General features: G+C 57.0%; 18 protein-coding genes and 1 tRNA gene. 12 read left to right on the forward strand and 7 right to left on the reverse strand.

Annotated features, from left to right (window positions below; all coding sequences use genetic code 11):
- Positions 1 to 5: 5 nt before the first annotated feature.
- The 7 genes from VGR81_05800 to VGR81_05830 all read right to left on the reverse strand — a co-directional run bounded on the left by VGR81_05800 (position 6) and on the right by VGR81_05830 (position 5,482).
- Positions 6 to 437, reverse strand: a complete 432-nt coding sequence (locus VGR81_05800; GenBank protein HEV2288452.1) for a helix-turn-helix transcriptional regulator — start codon at positions 435 to 437, stop codon at positions 6 to 8.
- A gap of 383 nt (positions 438 to 820) precedes the next feature.
- Positions 821 to 1,702 carry a GGDEF domain-containing protein gene (locus VGR81_05805; GenBank protein ID HEV2288453.1) on the reverse strand — a complete coding sequence of 294 codons (882 nt, stop codon included), beginning with the start codon at positions 1,700 to 1,702 and terminating at the stop codon, positions 821 to 823.
- Positions 1,703 to 1,814: 112 nt separating this feature from the next.
- Complete coding sequence (locus VGR81_05810; GenBank protein HEV2288454.1) at positions 1,815 to 2,177, reverse strand: PilZ domain-containing protein; 363 nt, start codon at positions 2,175 to 2,177, stop codon at positions 1,815 to 1,817.
- 159 nt (positions 2,178 to 2,336) lie between these two features.
- A tRNA-Leu gene (locus VGR81_05815) sits at positions 2,337 to 2,424 on the reverse strand.
- A gap of 127 nt (positions 2,425 to 2,551) precedes the next feature.
- Positions 2,552 to 3,625: an MlaD family protein gene (locus VGR81_05820; GenBank protein HEV2288455.1), complete on the reverse strand. Its 1,074-nt coding sequence runs from the start codon at positions 3,623 to 3,625 to the stop codon at positions 2,552 to 2,554.
- 70 nt (positions 3,626 to 3,695) lie between these two features.
- Complete coding sequence (locus tag VGR81_05825; GenBank protein HEV2288456.1) at positions 3,696 to 4,535, reverse strand: ATP-binding cassette domain-containing protein; 840 nt, start codon at positions 4,533 to 4,535, stop codon at positions 3,696 to 3,698.
- 74 nt (positions 4,536 to 4,609) lie between these two features.
- A complete protein-coding gene (locus tag VGR81_05830; GenBank protein HEV2288457.1) occupies positions 4,610 to 5,482 on the reverse strand; it encodes an ABC transporter permease in 873 nt (290 codons plus the stop codon).
- A gap of 109 nt (positions 5,483 to 5,591) precedes the next feature.
- Between VGR81_05830 and aroC the strand changes: the two genes are divergently transcribed.
- The 12 genes from aroC to VGR81_05890 all read left to right on the forward strand — a co-directional run bounded on the left by aroC (position 5,592) and on the right by VGR81_05890 (position 19,799).
- The gene (aroC, locus tag VGR81_05835; GenBank protein HEV2288458.1) at positions 5,592 to 6,764 is read left to right on the forward strand and encodes a chorismate synthase; all 1,173 of its coding nucleotides are present in this window, start codon (positions 5,592 to 5,594) and stop codon (positions 6,762 to 6,764) included.
- A gap of 32 nt (positions 6,765 to 6,796) precedes the next feature.
- Positions 6,797 to 7,306, forward strand: a complete 510-nt coding sequence (gene def, locus VGR81_05840; protein ID HEV2288459.1) for a peptide deformylase — start codon at positions 6,797 to 6,799, stop codon at positions 7,304 to 7,306.
- A 6-nt stretch (positions 7,307 to 7,312) separates the two neighbouring features.
- Complete coding sequence (fmt, locus tag VGR81_05845; GenBank protein ID HEV2288460.1) at positions 7,313 to 8,260, forward strand: methionyl-tRNA formyltransferase; 948 nt, start codon at positions 7,313 to 7,315, stop codon at positions 8,258 to 8,260.
- 18 nt (positions 8,261 to 8,278) lie between these two features.
- Positions 8,279 to 9,637, forward strand: a complete 1,359-nt coding sequence (rsmB, locus tag VGR81_05850; protein ID HEV2288461.1) for a 16S rRNA (cytosine(967)-C(5))-methyltransferase RsmB — start codon at positions 8,279 to 8,281, stop codon at positions 9,635 to 9,637.
- Between the two features lie 83 nt (positions 9,638 to 9,720).
- A complete protein-coding gene (locus VGR81_05855; GenBank protein ID HEV2288462.1) occupies positions 9,721 to 10,446 on the forward strand; it encodes a PASTA domain-containing protein in 726 nt (241 codons plus the stop codon).
- A 37-nt stretch (positions 10,447 to 10,483) separates the two neighbouring features.
- Positions 10,484 to 11,170 (forward strand): ribulose-phosphate 3-epimerase, encoded by a 687-nt coding sequence (gene rpe / locus VGR81_05860; protein HEV2288463.1) that lies wholly within the window; start codon positions 10,484 to 10,486, stop codon positions 11,168 to 11,170.
- Entirely contained in the window at positions 11,170 to 12,558 is a 1,389-nt protein-coding gene (bamD, locus tag VGR81_05865) for an outer membrane protein assembly factor BamD (GenBank protein ID HEV2288464.1), read from the forward strand. Before rpe ends, bamD begins: the two co-directional genes overlap by 1 nt.
- 139 nt (positions 12,559 to 12,697) lie before the next feature.
- Positions 12,698 to 14,245, forward strand: coding sequence for a response regulator (locus VGR81_05870; GenBank protein HEV2288465.1), 1,548 nt, complete (start codon positions 12,698 to 12,700; stop codon positions 14,243 to 14,245).
- A gap of 129 nt (positions 14,246 to 14,374) precedes the next feature.
- Positions 14,375 to 17,143: a valine--tRNA ligase gene (locus VGR81_05875; protein HEV2288466.1), complete on the forward strand. Its 2,769-nt coding sequence runs from the start codon at positions 14,375 to 14,377 to the stop codon at positions 17,141 to 17,143.
- 49 nt (positions 17,144 to 17,192) lie between these two features.
- Positions 17,193 to 18,206, forward strand: coding sequence for a biotin--[acetyl-CoA-carboxylase] ligase (locus VGR81_05880; protein HEV2288467.1), 1,014 nt, complete (start codon positions 17,193 to 17,195; stop codon positions 18,204 to 18,206).
- A complete protein-coding gene (locus VGR81_05885; protein HEV2288468.1) occupies positions 18,203 to 19,057 on the forward strand; it encodes a type III pantothenate kinase in 855 nt (284 codons plus the stop codon). Before VGR81_05880 ends, VGR81_05885 begins: the two co-directional genes overlap by 4 nt.
- 13 nt (positions 19,058 to 19,070) lie before the next feature.
- A complete protein-coding gene (locus tag VGR81_05890; protein HEV2288469.1) occupies positions 19,071 to 19,799 on the forward strand; it encodes a hypothetical protein in 729 nt (242 codons plus the stop codon).
- Positions 19,800 to 19,811: the final 12 nt, after the last annotated feature.

Consider the following 19,811-nt stretch of genomic DNA (forward strand, 5'->3'; position numbering starts at 1 on the left):
CGCAATCAATACGACGCGCGGTGCGACGCGGCGCGCGATTTTGGCGCCTGCGCCGCCGCTCGTGGAATCACCGTCGCCATCTTGCGAATCATCGCCAGGACGAGTTTCTTGTCATCCTCGGTCAGTGTCGTGCTGTAGCGCTTGATCTCCGCCAGAAAACGAATCTCCTCTTCGGAAAGCTCGCCCAGTGCCCGTTTCGTTTCGCGGTCTTGCGCCGTATCCGCGCCCGGAAAGAAATCCGCCAGGTTGATGTCCATCGCCTCGGCAATCTTCGCCAGCGTTTCGAGCGACGGCACCGTGTGCCCGTTCTCCACGCGCGAAAGATAGCAGCGCAGCAGGCCCGTGCGCCGTTCGATGTCCCCCTGCGAAAGCCCGCGATCGTTGCGATACGACCGGATCACCTCGCCAATGTTCACTTTCGGTTTTTCTTTCGGCATTTGCTCTCCTTGAAAGGGTATCTTACTGGGCAACACCCCGACACGCAAGAGTAAACGCTTGCCAATTTGTGCAATCAGGTACAAAAGAGTAATGCCTTTCATCTCGGCGGGATCATCGGGGCTACTGCCTTTGTAGGGCCCGATAGATTTCATCGGGCCGCGCTACGCACACCGCGCTTCAAACAAATCCCGCCAAAGGCCGTCCACAATTCGGTTCACATCAACTCAATTTTAATCGCTTATTCTTATTCTCATGGTTTTTTGAAAAATTTTGCGATTTCGGACACTGCCCAAATATAGGGCATAGGCCTTGCCTCCAAGCGTGCTCATCCGCAGGCGTCTCATGCGCATCGGCAAACTTTCAGAGGACGGCTGTCAGCAGGTCAGCTGGCAGGAGAAGGCAGAGGGAATGGCATTCGGCGCGGGCCGCCTTCCTTGGCCGCGCGCTTATCGGCATAAAGAGCTTCGTCGGCGCGCTTCAGGAGCTGCTGGGCGGTCTCGCCCTGCTGATAATCGGCCCAGCCGCAGGCGAAAGTGACCGGAACAATCTCGCCCGGGCATTCGATTTCCAGGCCGCTCACGCGATTCAAGACAATTCGCACTTCTTCCGCCCGGCATTCCGGCAGGATCAGCATGAACTCGTCGCCGCCAAGCCGGACCGCGAGGTCGGACCCGCGAATGGCCCGCTTCAGCCGGTCGGCGAACGTGCGCAGCATCTTGTCGCCCATATCGTGGCCAAACTTGTCGTTGCATTGCTTCAAGCCATCGAGGTCCAGCAGAAGAACTGTCAGCGGACGGGTATGCCGCCGCGACCGCGCAATCTCCTCGAAGAGCCGCTGCTCGCCGGAGCGCCGGTTGTGCAGATTCGTCAGCGGGTCGAGAACCGCCAGCTTATAGACCTCTTGCGTCAGCAATTCGACCTTGGCGACCGAGTCCACCTGGTCGGCAAGCTGGGACCGAATCTTGTTGATCAAATGCTGCTGATAAATCGTGTAAACCACGAACAGCAGGACCAGCCCAATCAGTCCGCGCACCGCCTGAGAAAGGAAGAAAGAATACGTGCCTTCTCCCCAGTGCATGATTTCGGGAAACGCGAAGGAAGCCACTCCAACGGTCAGCAGCAGAATGACGAGCATGGCCGAAGAAGCCATCCACCATTGCCTGTGCTCCAGTTTCCTCAAACCGCGGCGAATTTCATGCGCGCGAGCAACCAGAGGATCTTCCGGCGGCATTTGGTCGGGCTTGATTGGAGACGAATCTTCCATTGATTTAGAATCTAAGCACAGAAAGGCTTTCAGGACGTATAGTACTTTAGCGAGTGTGTTCTCAGATATAAACGGCGGGGCAAGACACTGAAAACTGTCTGACGAGGGATTATTATTCGCGGCTTTCTGTGGCCGCTCGCGGCGCGGACGGCGGGAAGGAGATTTGCCAAAAAGTCTCCGCCGGGCTGGTGAACTCAATCCCGACGGCCCACTTCCCTCCAGCCGCTGCTTCGATGTTTACGACGCGGCATTCCTGCTGCTCCTGGCTGTGCCGGTTGCGTACGCGCAGCGTCTGACCGTGGCGAACACTGGCTTCGAGGATCAGAAGGCCGCCATGGGCGTTAACGTCCATGACTTGCGTCGCTTCACGAAAGGCTTCCGCTTCGCCCTCGAGCGCCGTAACTTCCACAGGGACGGCCAGCTTAAGGCGTTTACTGCGGCGAAGCACCCTGCCCGTGGGGCGAACTTGTGACATTACGCTCATGACGAAATCGCAGAATATTCTCAATCGGCGATTGGCAGCAATGGTACGGAGGCGCGGTTTGACTGGTACGCTCGTCCTAATTTGCAGCCTGTAAGGAGTCGTCAGCAGCGTCGCGGCGGGAATGCAAAAAGTGAGAAGTTGAAGCAAAGATGGTGCCGGAGGAGGGGGTCGAACCCTCATGATGCTAAGCACCATTGGATTTTGAGTCCAACGCGTCTGCCAGTTCCGCCACTCCGGCGCAGGGATAATTATACAAGGAGATGCGAAAAATTCTCCATGCCAGCTTGCATGCGTACACGGGCACTACGGCGAGTTCAAAAAGTCGAGCTCGATCCGCAGCGCGCTTTCGCTCGATCACAATTCGATCAGAAGATGCCCAATTTCACGTGCAGGAATTTTTTCGGATCGCGCCGAAAATCTCCGATGAGCAGACGCATATCTCCAGTGAGCCCGGTCATATTGTCATAAAGCTGCGGATCGGTGAAGAACTTGCCGAACGTTCCCTGGCCATTATTCAGCTTTCCTGTGACATCGCGGATGTTCGCCGAAGCGTCACGAAGATTTGTGAAAAGCGAGTCGTCTGTGAATAGCTTCCCCGCAGTCCCTTGGCCGTTGCGTATGCCGGAAACAAGCGCGTTCGCGTTCGTGAGGAGCTGGTGCGTTTGGTCGTAAAAGTTCGGATCGTAAATGAACTTGCCGAGGCTTCCTTTTTGCGAGTTTACGGCCGCCGTCATTGACTGGACGTTGTCCATTGTGGCGTCGACCTTTTTGTAGAGATCGTCGGACGCGAGCATTTTGCCCACGGAACCCTTGCCCGCCTGAACATCCGCCACCATCGACTCGGCCTTCGTCGCCATGGTATCAAGATGGTTATAGAGCGACGGATCGTAGATGAATTTTCCAACCGTGCCCTGCCCCCTGCGTACAGCGCTGATAATCTCGCCGACCTGCTGAGTCAACACGCTCAGGTTCGCCTCCAACTCCACGCCGCGCTCGACGACCTGGGTAACATCTTTGCCAGGATAACCGGGGACATTCCCATTGCTTGGGATGACCGAGCCGGTCAGACCACGCGTGATAGTGACATAGCGGTCGCCAAGAAGACCTTGAGTGACGAGGCTAGCTTGCGAATCGCTGCGAATCATGTCCTGGAAACGCTTGTCGATACTCATATCGATCTCGATGTTGTGCATTTTGTCGGTCGGATGGGGATTGATCTTGATATCCAAGACGTTACCGACACGAACACCCGCCAGACTGACGTCCGCGCCTGACTGAAGATCCAGTGCTTCCGGCAGAAAGGTTTTAATCCGGTACTTCGCGCCCCAGAAATTGACGCCAGTGACATAAAAAATCGCGATCGCCAGAACGAACAAGCCCACGAGAACAAACAGACCGACGCGAAGTTCCGTCCAGGTCAACTGTTTTTGCTTCGCCATGTCTTTCCTCCTGAAATTCTAAATTCTGTTTGCTACAAACCGGACTCCCGGCAATCCTTCGCCAGCAAAATCACGCAAGAAATTTTTGGAGATACGGATCGGACGATTTGAGCAAGTCTGTCGTCGCACCCTGAAAATAAATCTCCCCGCCGCGAAGCACAACGAAATTCGTGGGAGCGAAATGCAAGCCATCCTCATCCTCCCAGACCGGCATAACGCGGTTCTCTTTTGGCTCGAAAACAAAATTGGCCAAGCCGAAAGCATCCTGAAGGCGGTGCGTGGCCAAAAGCGACGTGACGCCATTCCGATCTCGAAGGCGAAGAATGAGCGTGATGATTGTCTGGCTAGTGACCGGGTCAAGGCCGGCTGTCGGCGAATCGTAATAAACGATGGGCGGCTGGTCGACAATGGCGCGAGCGATGGAGACGCGCCGGCGCATGCCGCCGGAGAGTTCCGAAGGAAACTTGTCATACGCTTCTTCCATTTCCACAAATCGCAAGGCCTCGCGTACGCGTTGCTCTGTTTCTTCGATCGAAACGGCCTCTTCGCGAAGGCGGAACGAGACATTGTCCGCAACGCCCAGAGAATCGAAAAGCGCGCCCTCTTGAAACACAAACCCGATGCGACGCCGGAAATCGAGGAGACCGACTTCGTTCATTTCGGCCAAGTCACGGCCCATGACGAGGACGCGCCCTGAATCCGGGCGCAAGAGGGCGGCGCCTAACTTGAGGAGAACCGACTTGCCGGAACCGCTTTCGCCCAGAACAACTTTCGTTTCCCCGGGCGCGACTTCGAACGAAATGCCGCGAAGAACATCGCCTTCCTCGAAACCGATGCTGACATTCTCGAACCGGATGAGCGGCTTGCCCGGCACGGTCTCCGAATCTTGCAGCGTCTTGCCAGCGCTCATAAACGGAATCTCAGGCAAATCATTGATGCTTTCGGTTCACAAAGTCTTCCGATTCGGCCCACGCGAACCCTCCCTTACCGAACAAACCAGTACATCAGGAGCTTCTGGAGGAAGAAATCGAAGATGATAATGGTGATCGAACCAGCCACAACGGCCGACGTCGTCGAGCGCCCAACGCCTTGCGTGCCCCCTTGCGTGCGAAGACCATAGAAGCAACCGATCGTGGAAATCAGCAGGGCGAAAGCCACGGGCTTCGTTATACCCATGACCAAGTCTCCAAAAGCGAGCGCCTGAATCGCTTGATTCCAAAATTGAGGAGCACTAAGACCCAGCATAAAGTGCGAAACGATGTAACCGCCGATGAGGCCGACGAGATCAGCGACGGCAGTAAGCAAAGGCAATGCGATCAACGTGGCAAGCACGCGCGGAACCACCAATTTCCTCACAGGATCCACGCCGAGCGCTCGCATGGCGTCCACCTGCTCTGTGACAACCATCGATCCGAGTTCCGACGCGATGGCCGAGCCGTTCCGGCCCGTGACGAGGAGTCCGGCGATCACCGGCCCAAGCTCACGCACTAACGCAAGAGAAACCGCATAGCCCGTGATGGCTGTTTCTCCGAAACGCTGGAACTGTTGTGCGGTGTTCAACACCATGACGCCGCCGATAAAAAGGCCCGTCAGCAAAATGATCGGCAGGGAACCCACGCCGATGAGGTCCGTCTGCTCGAGGACATCCTCAAAATAAAACGGCGGCGAAAGCATCTTGACGACTGTATCGGCCAAGAGAAAGGAGTAATTTTGCAGCGAAAGGACGATGCGCTTGAACGCTATATCGAGCGTGGAGATGAGCGAAGGCTGAGAAGGCTCGGGCATCTTTGGAGTGAGCGTCGCCATCGTGCACAGAGGGTGCAGCGACAGCGTAACGTTCACCGCAGGGGACGTCAAGGCGTCTCGAAAGGTATTTTCGACGCCGAACGCTTGAGGTTGCTTTACGTTAAATAAAGTGTCCGGTAGAATCGTGCGTCACTTCGGTTGCGCGCGAGCACATTAGAGAATGCTGCGATTTTTCACGGCGGGCGAATCCCATGGACAGGCGCTGATTGCGTGGATTTCCGGCTTGCCTGCGGGAGTTGCGGTGGATGTGGAGTTCGTCAACCGCGAACTGCACCGTCGGCAGCTCGGCTATGGCCGCGGCGGAAGGCAGAAAATCGAGAAGGACCACGCGGATTTTTTGGCGGGCGTGCGCCATGGACATACGATTGGAGCCCCGATCGCGATCCGCATCGAGAACCGCGATTGGAAGAATTGGGAGAAAGCTCTGCCGGTGGAGGATGTTGACGGCGCGGAGGAAGCGCAGCGGGCTCTGACTTCACCACGGCCGGGACACGCAGATTTGGCCGGCGCGCTGAAATTCAATTTGCATGATGCGCGCTATGTTCTCGAACGCGCGTCGGCGAGAGAGACAGCGGCCAGGACGGCGGCAGGAAGCATGAGCAAGCTTCTGCTTCGCGAATTCGGAATCGAAGTGCTCAGCCATACGATTGCCGTGGGACACATCCGGCTGGAGCGCGCCGTGACGTGGCGAGAAATTGAGGCTGTTTGTGCAAATCTGGATTCTCCTTTGCGCTGCGTGGACGCAGAAAGAGAAACGCAGATGAAGGCTGAAGTCGATCAGGCTTTGCGTGCAGGCGATTCCGTCGGAGGAATCTTCGAGGTCGTCGCGCACGGCGCGCCTCCGGGACTTGGAAGCCACGCTCAGTGGGATGAAAAACTGGATGGGAGGCTGGCGCGAGCAGTGATGTCCGTTCAAGCAGTCAAAGGCGTTGAGATCGGCGCCGGAGTCGCGAATGCCACTTCCTATGGCTCGGAAGTTCAAGACGAAATTGGATATGATAGTAACCGGAAGCGTTTTCAAAGGAGTTCGAATCGCGCTGGTGGCGTCGAAGGCGGAATTACAAACGGCGAAGATGTCGTGGTGCGCGGTTATCTGAAGCCGATTTCCACGCTGCGCCGCGCACTTGCTTCGGCCGATTTGCAAACGAAAGAAAGTCTGAAAGCGGCGTACGAGCGATCCGACATTTGCGTGGTTCCAGCGGCGGGCGTGATCGCCGAGGCGATGGTATCGCACGTTCTGGCGGAAGCATTCTTGGAAAAGTTCGGGGGCGATTCGCTCGAAGAAACGCGCCGGAATTTTCAGGGCTATCTAAAGCAACTCGACGACTTCTAAGGCAGCCTGGAAACACGACAGGACATGACACGATGATTTATCGGATTACAAAATATCCAGCAGAGATTCTGGAACGGCCGACGAAGCCGGTGGAAAAATTCGATGCGGATCTGGCCAAGCTCACCGAGGACATGTTCGAATCGATGTATGCAGCGCAAGGAGTCGGCCTGGCGGCGCCGCAAATCGGCCTGGGCTTGCGCTTGACCGTAATTGATGTGACGGTTGGCAAAAATCCGGAGGCGAAACTTGTGCTCGCCAACCCGCGGATTCTCCATTCCGAGGGCGAACAGCGCGAAGAGGAGGGCTGCCTTTCGATTCCCGGGTTTCGCGGAAGCGTGCTGCGACCCGCTTACGTGACCGTGCGGGCGCAGGATGTGGCCGGAAAAGAATTTGAGATGAAAGGCGAAGGCATGCTGGCGCGCGCCTTCTGCCACGAAATTGACCACCTCGATGGCATCCTCTATTTGAATCACCTCAGCATGCTGAAGCGCGACCTCATCAAGAGAAAAATCCGCAAACTGATCAAGGCTGGGGATTGGTAGAAACACGTGCCGTTGAGAATCGTCTTCTGCGGCACTCCGGCATTTGGACTTCCTGCGCTCAAGCAATTGATCGCCGAGAAAGATTTTTCTATTGAGGCGGTGATCACGCAGCCGGACCGTCCGAGCGGGCGCGGTCAAAAGCCGGCGACTCCCCCCATCAAGAATGTGGCTGTTGAAGCCGGCATCAGAATTTATCAACCGGAGAAAATTCGGCAGGACGCGGCGCGAGAGTTTCTGAGAGACATTGCGCCGGATGCCGTGGTTATCATTGCGTATGGACAAATTATCCCGAGCGAACTTTTGCAGATTCCACGCCTGGGTTGGATCAACCTGCATGGTTCGCTTCTGCCGCGTGATCGCGGGGCTGCGCCGATACAACGCGCCATTCTGCAAGGAGAGACGCGCACGGGCCTGACGACAATGCAAATCGACGCAGGATTAGATACAGGCCCGATTCTCGAACAACGAGAGATCCAAATCGGCGCGGACGAAACGACTCCACAGTTGATGGCGCGAATGGCCGAAGAAGGTGCGCCGCTGATGATTGAGACGCTTCTCAACCTGGATCGCGGTGCCATCGCTCCAAGACCGCAAGACAATTCTCTCGCGACCTTCGCGCCGCCTTTGAGAAAAGGGGAAGGGCTGGTCGGCTGGCTGCAGCCAGCGCAGGTGATTTACAACCAGATTCGTGCGCTCCAGCCGTGGCCGGGCACATACACACGATTTCGCAATCGCATGTGCCACATCTGGGGCAAGCCAGCGGAGAGCCCTTCTGTAACTGGAGCTGCCGAACCGGGCACGATTGTCGCAAACCGCGGCGAAATTTTCGTCGCGTGCGGCAGCGAAACGTGGCTCAACGTTTCGCACGTGCAGCCAGAAGGGCGGAAGCGGATGACTGCGCAGGAATTTGCGAACGGCGCGCGATTCGCTGCAAAAGAACGGTTCCTATCCTGAGGTTTGCTCAAAAAACCAATGGCGATCAGCCCTGCAAGAAAAATCGCATACAGCATCTTGCTGCGCGTCGAAACGCAGCGCGCGTACGCCTCGGATTTGCTCCACTCACGAGTAGATGCGGACGTTACTGCTCGCGACGCGGCGCTGACTACGGAGCTTGTTCTCGGCGTGCTGCGCCGGCAAAACCTGCTCGATTTTTTCATTGAACGCTACACGGGCAAGAAGTTTGCCAGGCTTGATGCTGAAATACTGATTGCGTTACGCCTGGGAATTTATCAGCTGCGGTTTCTCTCTCGCGTTCCTGCGCGGGCCGCGGTCAACGAATCCGCAGAGATAGTCAAGCGTACGAGCAAGAAATCGGCTGTGGCCCTGGTCAATGCCGTACTGCGCCGTGCAGCAGAGGAGAAAGACCGCCCCGCGGAAGAACTGATTCCCGCCGGACTACCACCGGTCGAATCGCTTTCGATTTTATTCTCGCACCCGGCGTGGCTCGTCGAGCGATGGCTGCGGCAATTCGGCGAAACAAAAACCAGAGCGTTGCTGGCAATAAATAATCAGCCGCCGAAACAGGCGTGCGCGATAACGGACTCGATCGAAAGAGAAGAATTGCTGCACTCACTCAAAGAAACGGGAATCGAATTTGCGCCCGGGAAATTGCTGCGCGATGCAATCATCCTGAATCGCGGGAATCTGCTAGGGACGCGCGCTTTTCAGGAAGGGAAAGTCGCAATTCAAGATGAAGCCTCTCAGCTAATTCCGTCACTCTTGCACGTATCGCCGGGGAATTCCGTACTGGATCTTTGCGCTGCTCCCGGAGGAAAAACAATCGCCCTAGGGCGTGCTGCGGGACGAACTGCCATGATTGTCGCTTCGGACCTGCACGAAAAGAGACTGGGCCAGATGGCTGAGCGTCTGAAGAAGGCCAGTCCGGTGAATGTGAAGCTGGTAGCGCTAGACGGTACCACTTCGCTGCCATTTGGGCGCAAATTCGATCGCATACTTGTAGACGCCCCGTGCTCAGGAACCGGAACTCTCGCGCGAAATCCAGAGATTCGCTGGCGATTGACTCCCGAGGGCATGGCCGAACTTCGCCGGCAACAGGTTGCTCTTCTCTCCTCAGCCCTCGAATGCCTTTCACCCGACGGAGAACTCGTGTACTCGACCTGTTCCCTCGAAGCCGAAGAGAATGATGAAGTCGTCCGCGAAATTTTGAGAGCGCACCCGGATTTCACGATGAGCCCGATCGAAATTCCCGACAACGCGCTGGCGTCTGGCGTTGCTGTAGACGACCTGGTTGGCGCCGACGGTGCATTTCGTACGTTCCCGCCCCATGCTCACACTGACGGTTTTTTTGCCGTGCGACTGCGCCGACGGTAACGAGCACGCAGCGGATTGAGCAGTGAACGTTGAACGGAATTTTCTGGAATGCTAGTCTCGCTAGCGCCTGGGAGAACTGCTTCATGGGATTTCGTGAACGGATCGAATGGGCCGGACGGATGGCGTTGCTGGTTTTTGTGCTGGCGTCCATTGCGTTCTTGAGCGCCATCCTGACGATGCGCTTCGCGATTCAAGGCCGCGAGACCATCACGCCAAGCCTCACAGGCGTCACATTGCAGCGAGCGCAGGCGCGGCTCGCGGCGTATGGCCTTCATGTGAGAGTCGAAGACCGCATCTATAGCAATTTGCCGGAAGATTCGATCGTGCGGCAAAGCCCTCCCGCGGGAGCAGAGTTGAAAGAAGGCGAATGGGTGCACGTCGTTTTGAGTCTTGGACCGCAGAAAGTTGCCATCCCTTTGCTCGAAAACCGCAGTCTGCGTGCCGCGCAGATCGAACTTTTGAGTGAAGGCCTTCAAATAGGCGAGATTTCCAGCGCGTATTTGCCGGAATTCCCCGCAGACGTTGTCCTGGAGCAGGATCCTCCGGCCGGTGCGGCCAACGCCACAAGCCCGCATGTGGATATGCTTGTTTCTCTCGGCCCTGAAACAGTGGCTTACGTCATGCCGGCGCTCGAAGGAAAAACTCTCGCCGAAGCGCAGCAGGAATTGGCGGCAGCAGGCCTGAAGGTTGACAAGATTACCCAAATGCCTCTAACGGGCAAACCGGCAGGTACGGTCACGTCCCAACTGCCGTTGCGCGGCGCGCGAGTTGATGCGGACACACCGGTCGAGCTCGAAGTTGCGCAATAACAACGCCAGTGCCTGTGCTACAATCCGATTGAGCGAGATGAATCGTCGCCCTCTCGAAATCGCGCCCTCAATTTTGGCCGCTAACTTTGCCATCCTCGGCGCTGAGGTTCGCGCGGTCGAAGAGGCGGGCGCGTCGGTGATCCACGTTGACGTAATGGACGGCCATTTTGTGCCGAACATCTCGATTGGCGTGCCGATCGTGCAGTCGCTGAGCAAGGCAACCCGGCTGCCGCTGGATGTGCATCTGATGATTGAACGGCCGGGGGAGTTTGTGGCTGCGTTCGCGAAGGCTGGCGCGCACCGAATCATTGTTCATCAGGAAGCGACAGCTCATCTGGACCGCGTGATCGCGTCGATTCATGAGCAAAATCGCGAGGCGGGTGTGGCGATTAACCCGGCGACACCGGTAAAAACGCTAAGCGAGATATGGGATCGAATCGAGACCGTGCTGGTCATGACTGTCAATCCGGGATTCGGCGGACAGAAATTCATTCCGCAAACGGTGGAGAAGATTCGCGAGTTGCAGGATGCACGGTCGCGCTATAATTGCGGGTTTCGAATTGCCGTAGACGGGGGAGTAGTGCTGGAAAATACGGCAGAACTGGTAAGCGCAGGCGCAGATACGCTGGTGGCTGGCACCTCCATTTTTCACACGCCGAATCCGGGCGCCGCAGTCCGCGAAATGCGGCAAGCGGCCAATGAGGCGATTTCGCAAAGGGTCTGATGAGAATCTTTTCGAAACAATCCATCCTGTGGCTTGGCTCTACGGTATTGATATGCTTTCTCGCAGCGGGATGCGCTGTCCGCAACAATGCCGCGGCGAAAAACCAGAACTCCTCAGCCGCTCCGGACAAGATCCTCTATGACCGCGCGCTGAATGACTACAAGCACCAGCGCTTCATCGAGTCGCGTCTCAACCTGGAAACGTTGATCAATAGCTACCCGGACAGCGAATATCTCGCCGACGCGAAGCTCGCGGTTGCAGATTCCTATTATAAAGAGGGCGGAGTCGACAACCTGACGCAGGCAGTGGCAGCTTACAAGGAGTACATCGTCTTCTTTCCCTTCCTCGATCAGGCTGCCTATGCTCAGCTTCAGGTGGGCATGTCGCACTATCGCATGATGGAGAAAGCGGACCGCGACTCCACACAAGCGCAACTGGCCGAGCAGGAGCTCCAGACTTTTCTGCTGAAATATCCCAAGAGCCCGCTCGTTCCCGAAGCTGAGCAGCGGCTTCGAGAGGTTCAGGAAATCCTAGGTCAGGGCGATTACGATGTAGCTCATTTCTACTATTTCAAAGGGGATTACCGCGCGGCCGTAGCACGGCTTGATGAGGTGACCACGAGGTACCCACTCTTTAGCCAGAGTGATAGAGCCATTTGGACGCTCGGCGATATTTATCGCCACGCTGCTCGTAACTCGAAAAATGAAACGGAGCGGGCACGGTGGCGCAACCAATCCGATATTGAATATGCGCGCCTGATCAGGGAATATCCGCTTTCACCGCTTGTTGGGGACGCCAAGAGGTATCTCACGCAGGATGGCGCCAAAATTCCCGCGCCGGATCCAGAGGCTCTGGCCAGAGCGAAGTATGAGGAGAAATTTGCGAGCCAGCATCCGGGGATCGTCCACCGCGCGATGGGAATACTGCATAGTTCGCCAGACGTCTCGACGGCTGCCCACACTGGCATGCCGGATTTGAACCCGCCGGGACAAATCGCCACACCGCAAAGCATCCTACAAGGAACAGCCACGACATCGAGCATTGTGGCGCAAGGCGCAAATGGCGGCGGATCGGCCAGCGAAAACGTCAATACGCAGTCCACTTCTTCGTCATCGGGAGCGGCCGTCGCCGACCCCACCATGACCTCGGACCCGGCAACGACAGCCAGTCCGTCTGTTTCCGAACCTATCCCAACAAGCAATGCCGCGCCACCGGCGATGAATACGAGCACTGCTACGGACGAGGCAGCAGCCAAAATCGGCCCTCCAACGCCTCAAGCTAAGGATGCCAAAACGAAGCAAAAGAAAGTCAACGCGCCAAAAGCGAATTCCAAGACCGAATCCACCAGCAAGAAGAAAAAGGGCATCCGCAAGATTATGCCCTGGTAGTACTACGTTTTAGCCCTGCTTATACCTGCGGCACGCACCTTTATCGAAGCGATTGACTCGAATCAGAGCGAATGTTCCAATGAATTTAGTAAGGGCGCATACTGCGCGGATGGGTGGAAGTTTCTCTGAGGGATAGCTCGTGGCAACAATTCTGGTCGCGGACGACAACAGTAACATCCAGAAGATGGTCTCTCTTGTCTTCGAGGAGAAGGGTGTTCGCGTCGTCGCCGTCGGCAATGGAGAGGCCGCTTGCCGCAAGGTCCCTGAAGTCCACCCCGATCTTGTGCTTGCCGACGTGTTCATGCCGGTGCGCAATGGTTATGAAGTTTGCGAATTCGTAAAACACGATCCGCAATTCGCCGGGATACCAGTGGTTCTGCTTGTGGGAGCGTTTGACCCGCTGGATGAAAAAGAAGCCCAGCGCGTTGGCGCAAATGGAGTATTGAAAAAGCCTTTTGTGCCGCCCGAACCGCTGATTGCGATGGTCAGCTCGTTCCTGGGCAATCTGGAGCCGCCCGCGGTCGAAGCGCCGCCAACGCCGACGAGAATGGAATCGCCTGTGATGGAGAGCCCCGAAATCGCTCCGGCCCCGCCGCCGGTTCGCGTCTCGCGAGTTCCCGTCGAGGAAGAGTCTGAACCCGAGCCTGAAGAGTTTACCGTGGCCATGAATCCACGGGATTTTGAGGAAGCCGGAGGAGCTGAGCAAGGCTTTGGCTCACCTGTGGCTACTCCGCCTGCAAAACACGAAGATGAGCTCGCGGCAGAGGACGAAGAGCCGGAAAACGAATGGCAGCGCCGTCGCGCTGCCGTGGAATACGAAATTCCCGAAGCCGATTCGGATGACTTGGTGAAGCGCCTTTCTGCCGAAGCTCGTGACGACGATTCGGATTCGGCTGACGCCGTCGCGGCACCGAAGACGCATGTACATGTGCCATTCGGTGGCGCGGTTATTCCCGAGGGCGAACCCGAACCGAAGGCCAGACCTAGCCAATCCTCAGCACCCGAGTGGACGGATCAGACGCCGCCCGCGGCAGCCGCGCCTGTTGAAACGGCCAGCGTGCCGCCGCTCGCCAAATCGCCAGTCATAGAAGAAAGCGCTGCAGCAGAGATTGTCGAAGAAAATTCCCCGGAGCCTGCGGCAGTCGAGGCCGAGGCGAAGACAGCTACTCATCGGGACACGTGGGAAAACTCCGTGTCGCAACACGAAGAAACAAAGGCGCAATCTCCGATGGACGCGGCGGAAGAAGAGGACATACAGGAAATGTCACCAGCTTCTCCTGCCGAGGGGATACCCTTCCGAGCGCCTTCGGGGCCTATACAGTCCTCCGAGTTTGTGCCGCCGGACGCGAATGAACCAGTCTACGAGCGGGAAATTTCTGATCCTATCGTGAGCAAGGAAGCGGAGAATTTTGCAGAGTCTTCTCCAGCGGAAGAAGATTCAGCCGCTGCAAAACAAGATAGTGCTCCAACTGAAATCCACAGATATGTTGGAATTATTGAAGAAAGCAGCGAGCTAAGCGCTGCATCGGACGGCACATCGAAAGCCCCGGCGAATCCCGCGAACATTGACGACGTAGTTGCGAAAGTCCTCGAAAAACTCGAGCCGCAAATTCATGAGCTCCTGTCCAAAGGCGTGCTTCGGCCTCTGGTCGAAGACGTGCTGAACCGCGAATCCGAAAAGAAATAGCACAACAACATTGCCATTCTCCGCTTTTCCTGCGATTTGACGGACTGCGCCGTTGCCCCGTATAGTTGTTTACTTCCCGTCTTTCGGCGCGCTTTATTGTGCGTTGAGCAAGGCTGGATATAGAAAAGAATGCCGAGCGATATCCCGAAAGCATACGAACCGCAGGAAATCGAGCGGCGCTGGGCGCAGGCCTGGTTTGACGAGAAGCTTTACCGCGCTGAAGCGCAGACGCCGGGTACAGTTTTTTCCATCGTGCTCCCTCCCCCCAACGTGACCGGGTCAATTCACATCGGCCACATGCTCGAACACACACAGATTGATATTCTCGTCCGCTGGCGCCGCATGCGCGGATTCAAGACTCTTTGGCTGCCTGGAATTGACCATGCGGGCATAGCCACGCAAGTCGTCGTGGAGCGACAGCTCGCAAAAGAAGGGCTGAAACGCGAGCAGATGGGCCGCGACGAATTCGAGCGGCGTGTGTGGCAATGGAAAGCCGAAAGCGGCGGCAACATTAAGAAACAAATGATCCGCCTCGGCGTTTCGTGCGATTGGACGCGCGAACGCTTCACGCTCGATCCTCCGCTTTATCGCGCCGTGATGGAAGCGTTCCTCCGGCTGTATCACGAGGGCCTCATTTACCGCGGACGATACATGGTGAACTGGTGCCCGCGCTGCCAAACGGCGTTGAGCGACCTGGAAACTGTCCACGAAACGCGCGAAGGCAAGCTCTGGTATATCCGTTACGCCGTTGCGGGATCGGATGAGTCCATTACAGTTGCAACGACGCGTCCGGAAACCATGCTCGGCGATACGGCAGTCGCTGTGCATCCCGAAGACGAGCGCTACAAGAGGCTCATCGGCAAGAAAGTCATTCTGCCGCTGATGAACCGGGAAATTCCCGTCATCGCCGATGAATTCGTCGACCGGGAATTCGGCACGGGCGCGGTAAAGGTCACTCCCGCGCACGATCCAAATGATTTTGCGCTGGGCCAGCGCCACAAGCTTGCGGAAATCGACGTCATGACGCCTGATGGACATATGAGCGCGGCTGCGGGGCCGTACGCTGGAATGGATCGTTTTGCGGCACGCGAAAGGATCGTGGAGGACCTTAGGGCAAAAGGCTTGCTCGAACGCGTGACGAATCACCAACTTTCCGTGGGCATTTGCGACCGCTGCAAGACGATCATCGAGCCGCGCCTTTCGATGCAATGGTTTTGCAAGATGAAGCCGCTCGCTGAGCCGGCGGTTCAATCCGTGCAGCAAGGCGTGCTATCCATCGTTCCGGACAATCAGAAGAAAATTTTCCTGGACTGGCTGACGAACATTCGCGATTGGTGCATTTCGCGACAGCTTTGGTGGGGCCATCGCATTCCGATCTGGCATTGCGGCAATTGCGGGGCGATGACGCCGGCCCCGGATTCCCGCGTGGAGGTTGTCGACGGACATGCGCAGATCGCCAGCGTTCCTCAAAAATGTAGCAAATGCGGCAGCGCGAAACTGACGCAAGACCCGGATGTGCTCGACACGTGGTTCAGTTCCGGCCTATGGCCAATGTCGACGCTCGGCTGGCCCGACGATACCGAAGACTTGCGCACCTTCTATCCGACGAGCCTGCTCATCAGCGGCTACGACATCTTGTTCTTCTGGGACGCGCGTATGGTCATGCTTGGCTTGCATCTGATGCCACGGCCCAAAATCGAAGAGCGAATTCCCTTCTCCACGCTTCACGTCCATGGTCTCGTACGCGATCCACACGGCATGAAAATGTCGAAGACGCGCGGTAATGTCGTCGATCCACTCGAAATCATCGAGAAACACGGCACCGACGCGCTGCGCTTTGCTCTCGCCGTGATGGCCGCTCCGGGAACGGACATCGCGCTCAGCGAAGAGCGCATCCTCGGCTACCGCGCCTTCGCAAACAAGCTTTGGAACGCCGCGCGGTTTTTGTTCTTCAACCTCGAGAAAATTGAAGCGATGGGCGTAAGGCTGGAGGAATTGGCGGCGCCAGAGATTCGTGCGAAGGCGCCCTATCCGACGCACAACGCGCTTGCTCATCAATGGATCTTCTCGCGACTGGCGGCGACGACAGCACAAGTAAACGATGCTCTTGAAAACTTTCGCTTCCATGAAGCAGCTCACGTGATTTACCACTTTTTTTGGGGCGATTTCTGCGATTGGTATATCGAATGGCTGAAGCCGCAACTTGCCGCTGAAGATCGCGAGGAAGCGATCGCTACGTGGAGGAACCTGTTTGCCACATTCGAATACGCTTTGCGCTTGCTCCACCCATTCATGCCGTTTATAACCGAAGAACTGTGGCACCGACTCCCGCAAGCAGCGCAGGCGCGGTCTATCTCCCTCGAAACCTTTCCCGAAGCTTCTGTTGCGTGGCCGAATGCCACAGCCGAGGAACAAATGGCGGAGTTGCAGGAAATCATTGTTGCTGCACGCAACATTCGCGCCGAAATGAAAGTCGAACCGCGCCAAAAGGTTCCCGCTGAATACGGCGCTGAGAATCCTTTGCGGCGGCAATTGCTGGAAGCAAGCCTTGAACCGATTACACGCCTGGCAGGTCTTTCCGCATTGCACATTTCAAAGAGCCGTTTGACCGGCGGGGGAACAGCGATGCGTTCGGGTGCAGAGTGGGACCTGCGCCTGGCCGCGAATGCGTCTGTCGATCAACAGCGCGAAATCGAAAGGCTGCGCAAAGAAATCGACGTGCTCGCGAAAGCGATTCAATCCAACGATGATCTGCTCAAGAACGAAGGTTTCTTGAGCCGCGCGCCGCAGCATGTGTTGGAAAACACGCGGGCAAAGATGGCTGAACGCCAACTGGAGCATCAAAAGCTCGTGAACCGCCTTGCCGAACTCGAAAAATCGGACAGGGCGGCCAGTTGAGCGGCTGCTTGTCGTTGCCTCTTTCCTCAAGTAAGCTGGCACACTCCAAATGGTCAGGAAGAGAAAAAGTCCGCTGCCGGGACCAACGGACCGGCGAATCGACGCTCTGCTCGCGCTTTTGACGGAAAATGGGACGATTGTCATCAGCGGTGCAAAAATCGCGAAGGAAATCGGCGTCAAGCGCCAGACTGTATGGCAGTGGATTCAAACGCTGCGCGCCGCCGGAGTTCAAGTAAAAGGCCATCCGCGCACCGGATATCATATCGAGCAGACTCCGGACGTTCTGGCCCCGCAATTGCTTTCTCGCCGCCTGCACGGTACGCCATTCGCCAAGCGAATTTTCCATTTTTTCAAGACCGACTCGACGAACTCCGTGGCGATACGCCTCTCGGAAGCAGGCGAGGCGCACGGCACCGTGGTCGTCGCCGAACAGCAAACCGCCGGACGCGGGCGCAGCGGCCGCTCCTGGATTTCAGAAAAGTCCTCAGGAATTTACGCCACGATTCTCCTGCGCCCTTCGATTTCGCCGATGCTGGCTCCTGCGCTGACGATTGTGGCAGGGCTAGCGGCACGCGACGCCATCGCCGAGGAAAGTGGTCTCCAGCCCGATATCCGCTGGCCAAACGATATTCTGCTGAATGGCAAGAAAGTCTGCGGCATATTGACCGAAATGCAGGCAGAGCCGGATCGCATGCACTTCGCCGTCGTGGGCATCGGAATCAACGTCAATCAAGCAAAAATGCACGCGGAGCTGGCGGCGATCGGGACTTCCCTGCGAATCGAAACCGGGCGTTTCCATTCACGCCTGGAATTGCTCGCACGGTTGCTGCGGCACCTCGACCGCTACTACAATCAATTCATCGCCGAAGGCGCTGCGCCGATTCTCCGCCGGTTCGCGGAGGTATCGAGCTATTTCGAAGGTAAGCGCGTGCGTATCACGACGGCGGCGGAAACATTCGAAGGAACGACCGCAGGGCTGGAGTCGATGGGGATCTTGCGCGTGATACGCGATGACGGCAAAACCGAGGCGATTCTCTCGGGAACAGTTGCAGAGGCGGAATGATGCTGCTGGCGCTGGACGTTGGCAACACAAACACAGTGCTTGGAGTATTCAATGGGAAGGAACTCGTCGCGCACTGGCGCTTGACGACGGCGCGTGACCAAACCGTTGACGAGTACGGAATCCTCGCGCGCGATCTTTTCACGCTCGCTGGTCTGCCCTCAACGGCAATTAAAGGCGTGATGATTGCTTCCGTCGTGCCGTCGCTGAGTCCCATTCTCGCGAAGATGGCGGAGCGATACTTCAACCTGAAAGCCCTCTTCGTCGAGCCGGGCATCAAAACAGGCATGCCGGTTCACTACGATAATCCTCAGGAAGTGGGCGCGGACCGTATTGCCAACGGGGTGGCTGCTTTCGCAAAATATGGCGGTCCGTGCGTGGTCGTTGACTTCGGCACGGCGATTAATTTCGACGTCGTTTCCAAACGTGGCGAGTATCTCGGCGGCGTACTCGCCCCAGGGATGGGCATCTCTGCCGACGCGCTTTTCGCACGGGCCGCGAGGCTTTTTCGCGTGGAAATTCGCGATCCGGGAAAAATCATTGGCACGAATACGGCTGCTTCGATGCAAGCCGGGCTGTATTACGGCTTCACGGATCTCGTCGACGGGATCCTCGAACGCCTGAAAAAAGAACTCGGCTCGGATACACACGTGATCGCTACGGGCGGCCATGCTTCGCTGATCGCCCCCGCCTCGCGGCACATCGAGCAAGTTGACGAACATTTGACGCTCGAGGGCCTGCGAATCCTCTGGGAACGAAACACAAGTTTAGGAAGCGCTGACGTGCCGACAGCCAAGGAATCCGAACGCTCTGCGACGAGACCGGCAGCAAACGCTCGAAAGCCAGCGCGGTGATTGCGGCCGCTCAATGGCTCAATTCAACTACTTCAACTATTTCACCGAGATCGAAGAATATTTCTGGCGCAAGCGTGGCGCGCACCTGCTGGTGTCACCGGTCGATTGGGCGATACTCGAAACCTGGCAGAAAGCCGACATCCCGCTGGATGCCGTCCTGCGCGGCATAGACCGTGCATTTGAAAGTTATGGCCGCTCCCGCCGTGGGGCCGCCGGCAAACCGCTGAAGAGTCTCGCTTACTGCGTCGACGCTGTGCTCGAAGCCGCCGCGGAAGCGCAAGAGGCTGCCACGGGAACGGGGCCAGCCATAAGCCACTCGAAAAAAGAAACCGAGCCATTTTCCCGTGTGGAGCTTGCGAACTTCTTGGACGATAACGCGCGCAAACTTTTTGCTGCCGTGGATAAACACGGAGCGTCATCGCCGGTTTTACGCGAGCGGTTTGCCGAAGTCGCTGGTGCGCTCGAGCAGGCAAAGACCTTGCTGGATTCGCCGGCAAAACAGGACCTGGAAGACCTGGAACGGCGACTCACCGTGCTCGAGGAAAAACTGACCGCGACTTTACAATCGGGTGTCAGCACAGAAGACATGCTCAAAGTGCGGCGCGAGATGGACCACGCTCTTGCGTCTTACCGGCGGAAGATGTCCGCCGAACAGCTCGCACTCGTTGAGCGGCAGTATCTTCAAAAGCGCCTCTTCGAACTTTATGGCCTTTCGCGGCTGAGCCTGTATTATCTGAAATAATCTTTCGCGAGA

It is taken from the genome of Candidatus Acidiferrales bacterium (assembly GCA_035934015.1).
Classification (GTDB): domain Bacteria; phylum Acidobacteriota; class Terriglobia; order Acidiferrales; family UBA7541; genus DAHUXN01.

What these genes read in the sequence shown, in the direction of transcription:
- VGR81_05820 (HEV2288455.1), bottom strand. Translation starts at nt 3,625, where the DNA reads ATGGCGAAGCAAAAACAGTTGACCTGGACGGAACTTCGCGTCGGTCTG.
- VGR81_05855 (HEV2288462.1), top strand. Translation starts at nt 9,721, where the DNA reads ATGGGATTTCGTGAACGGATCGAATGGGCCGGACGGATGGCGTTGCTG.
- VGR81_05800 (HEV2288452.1), bottom strand. Translation starts at nt 437, where the DNA reads ATGCCGAAAGAAAAACCGAAAGTGAACATTGGCGAGGTGATCCGGTCG.
- VGR81_05890 (HEV2288469.1), top strand. Translation starts at nt 19,071, where the DNA reads ATGGCTCAATTCAACTACTTCAACTATTTCACCGAGATCGAAGAATAT.
- VGR81_05885 (HEV2288468.1), top strand. Translation starts at nt 18,203, where the DNA reads ATGATGCTGCTGGCGCTGGACGTTGGCAACACAAACACAGTGCTTGGA.
- aroC (HEV2288458.1), top strand. Translation starts at nt 5,592, where the DNA reads ATGCTGCGATTTTTCACGGCGGGCGAATCCCATGGACAGGCGCTGATT.
- def (HEV2288459.1), top strand. Translation starts at nt 6,797, where the DNA reads ATGATTTATCGGATTACAAAATATCCAGCAGAGATTCTGGAACGGCCG.
- bamD (HEV2288464.1), top strand. Translation starts at nt 11,170, where the DNA reads ATGAGAATCTTTTCGAAACAATCCATCCTGTGGCTTGGCTCTACGGTA.
- rpe (HEV2288463.1), top strand. Translation starts at nt 10,484, where the DNA reads ATGAATCGTCGCCCTCTCGAAATCGCGCCCTCAATTTTGGCCGCTAAC.
- VGR81_05875 (HEV2288466.1), top strand. Translation starts at nt 14,375, where the DNA reads ATGCCGAGCGATATCCCGAAAGCATACGAACCGCAGGAAATCGAGCGG.
- VGR81_05810 (HEV2288454.1), bottom strand. Translation starts at nt 2,177, where the DNA reads ATGTCACAAGTTCGCCCCACGGGCAGGGTGCTTCGCCGCAGTAAACGC.
- rsmB (HEV2288461.1), top strand. Translation starts at nt 8,279, where the DNA reads ATGGCGATCAGCCCTGCAAGAAAAATCGCATACAGCATCTTGCTGCGC.
- VGR81_05805 (HEV2288453.1), bottom strand. Translation starts at nt 1,702, where the DNA reads ATGGAAGATTCGTCTCCAATCAAGCCCGACCAAATGCCGCCGGAAGAT.
- VGR81_05880 (HEV2288467.1), top strand. Translation starts at nt 17,193, where the DNA reads ATGGTCAGGAAGAGAAAAAGTCCGCTGCCGGGACCAACGGACCGGCGA.
- VGR81_05825 (HEV2288456.1), bottom strand. Translation starts at nt 4,535, where the DNA reads ATGAGCGCTGGCAAGACGCTGCAAGATTCGGAGACCGTGCCGGGCAAG.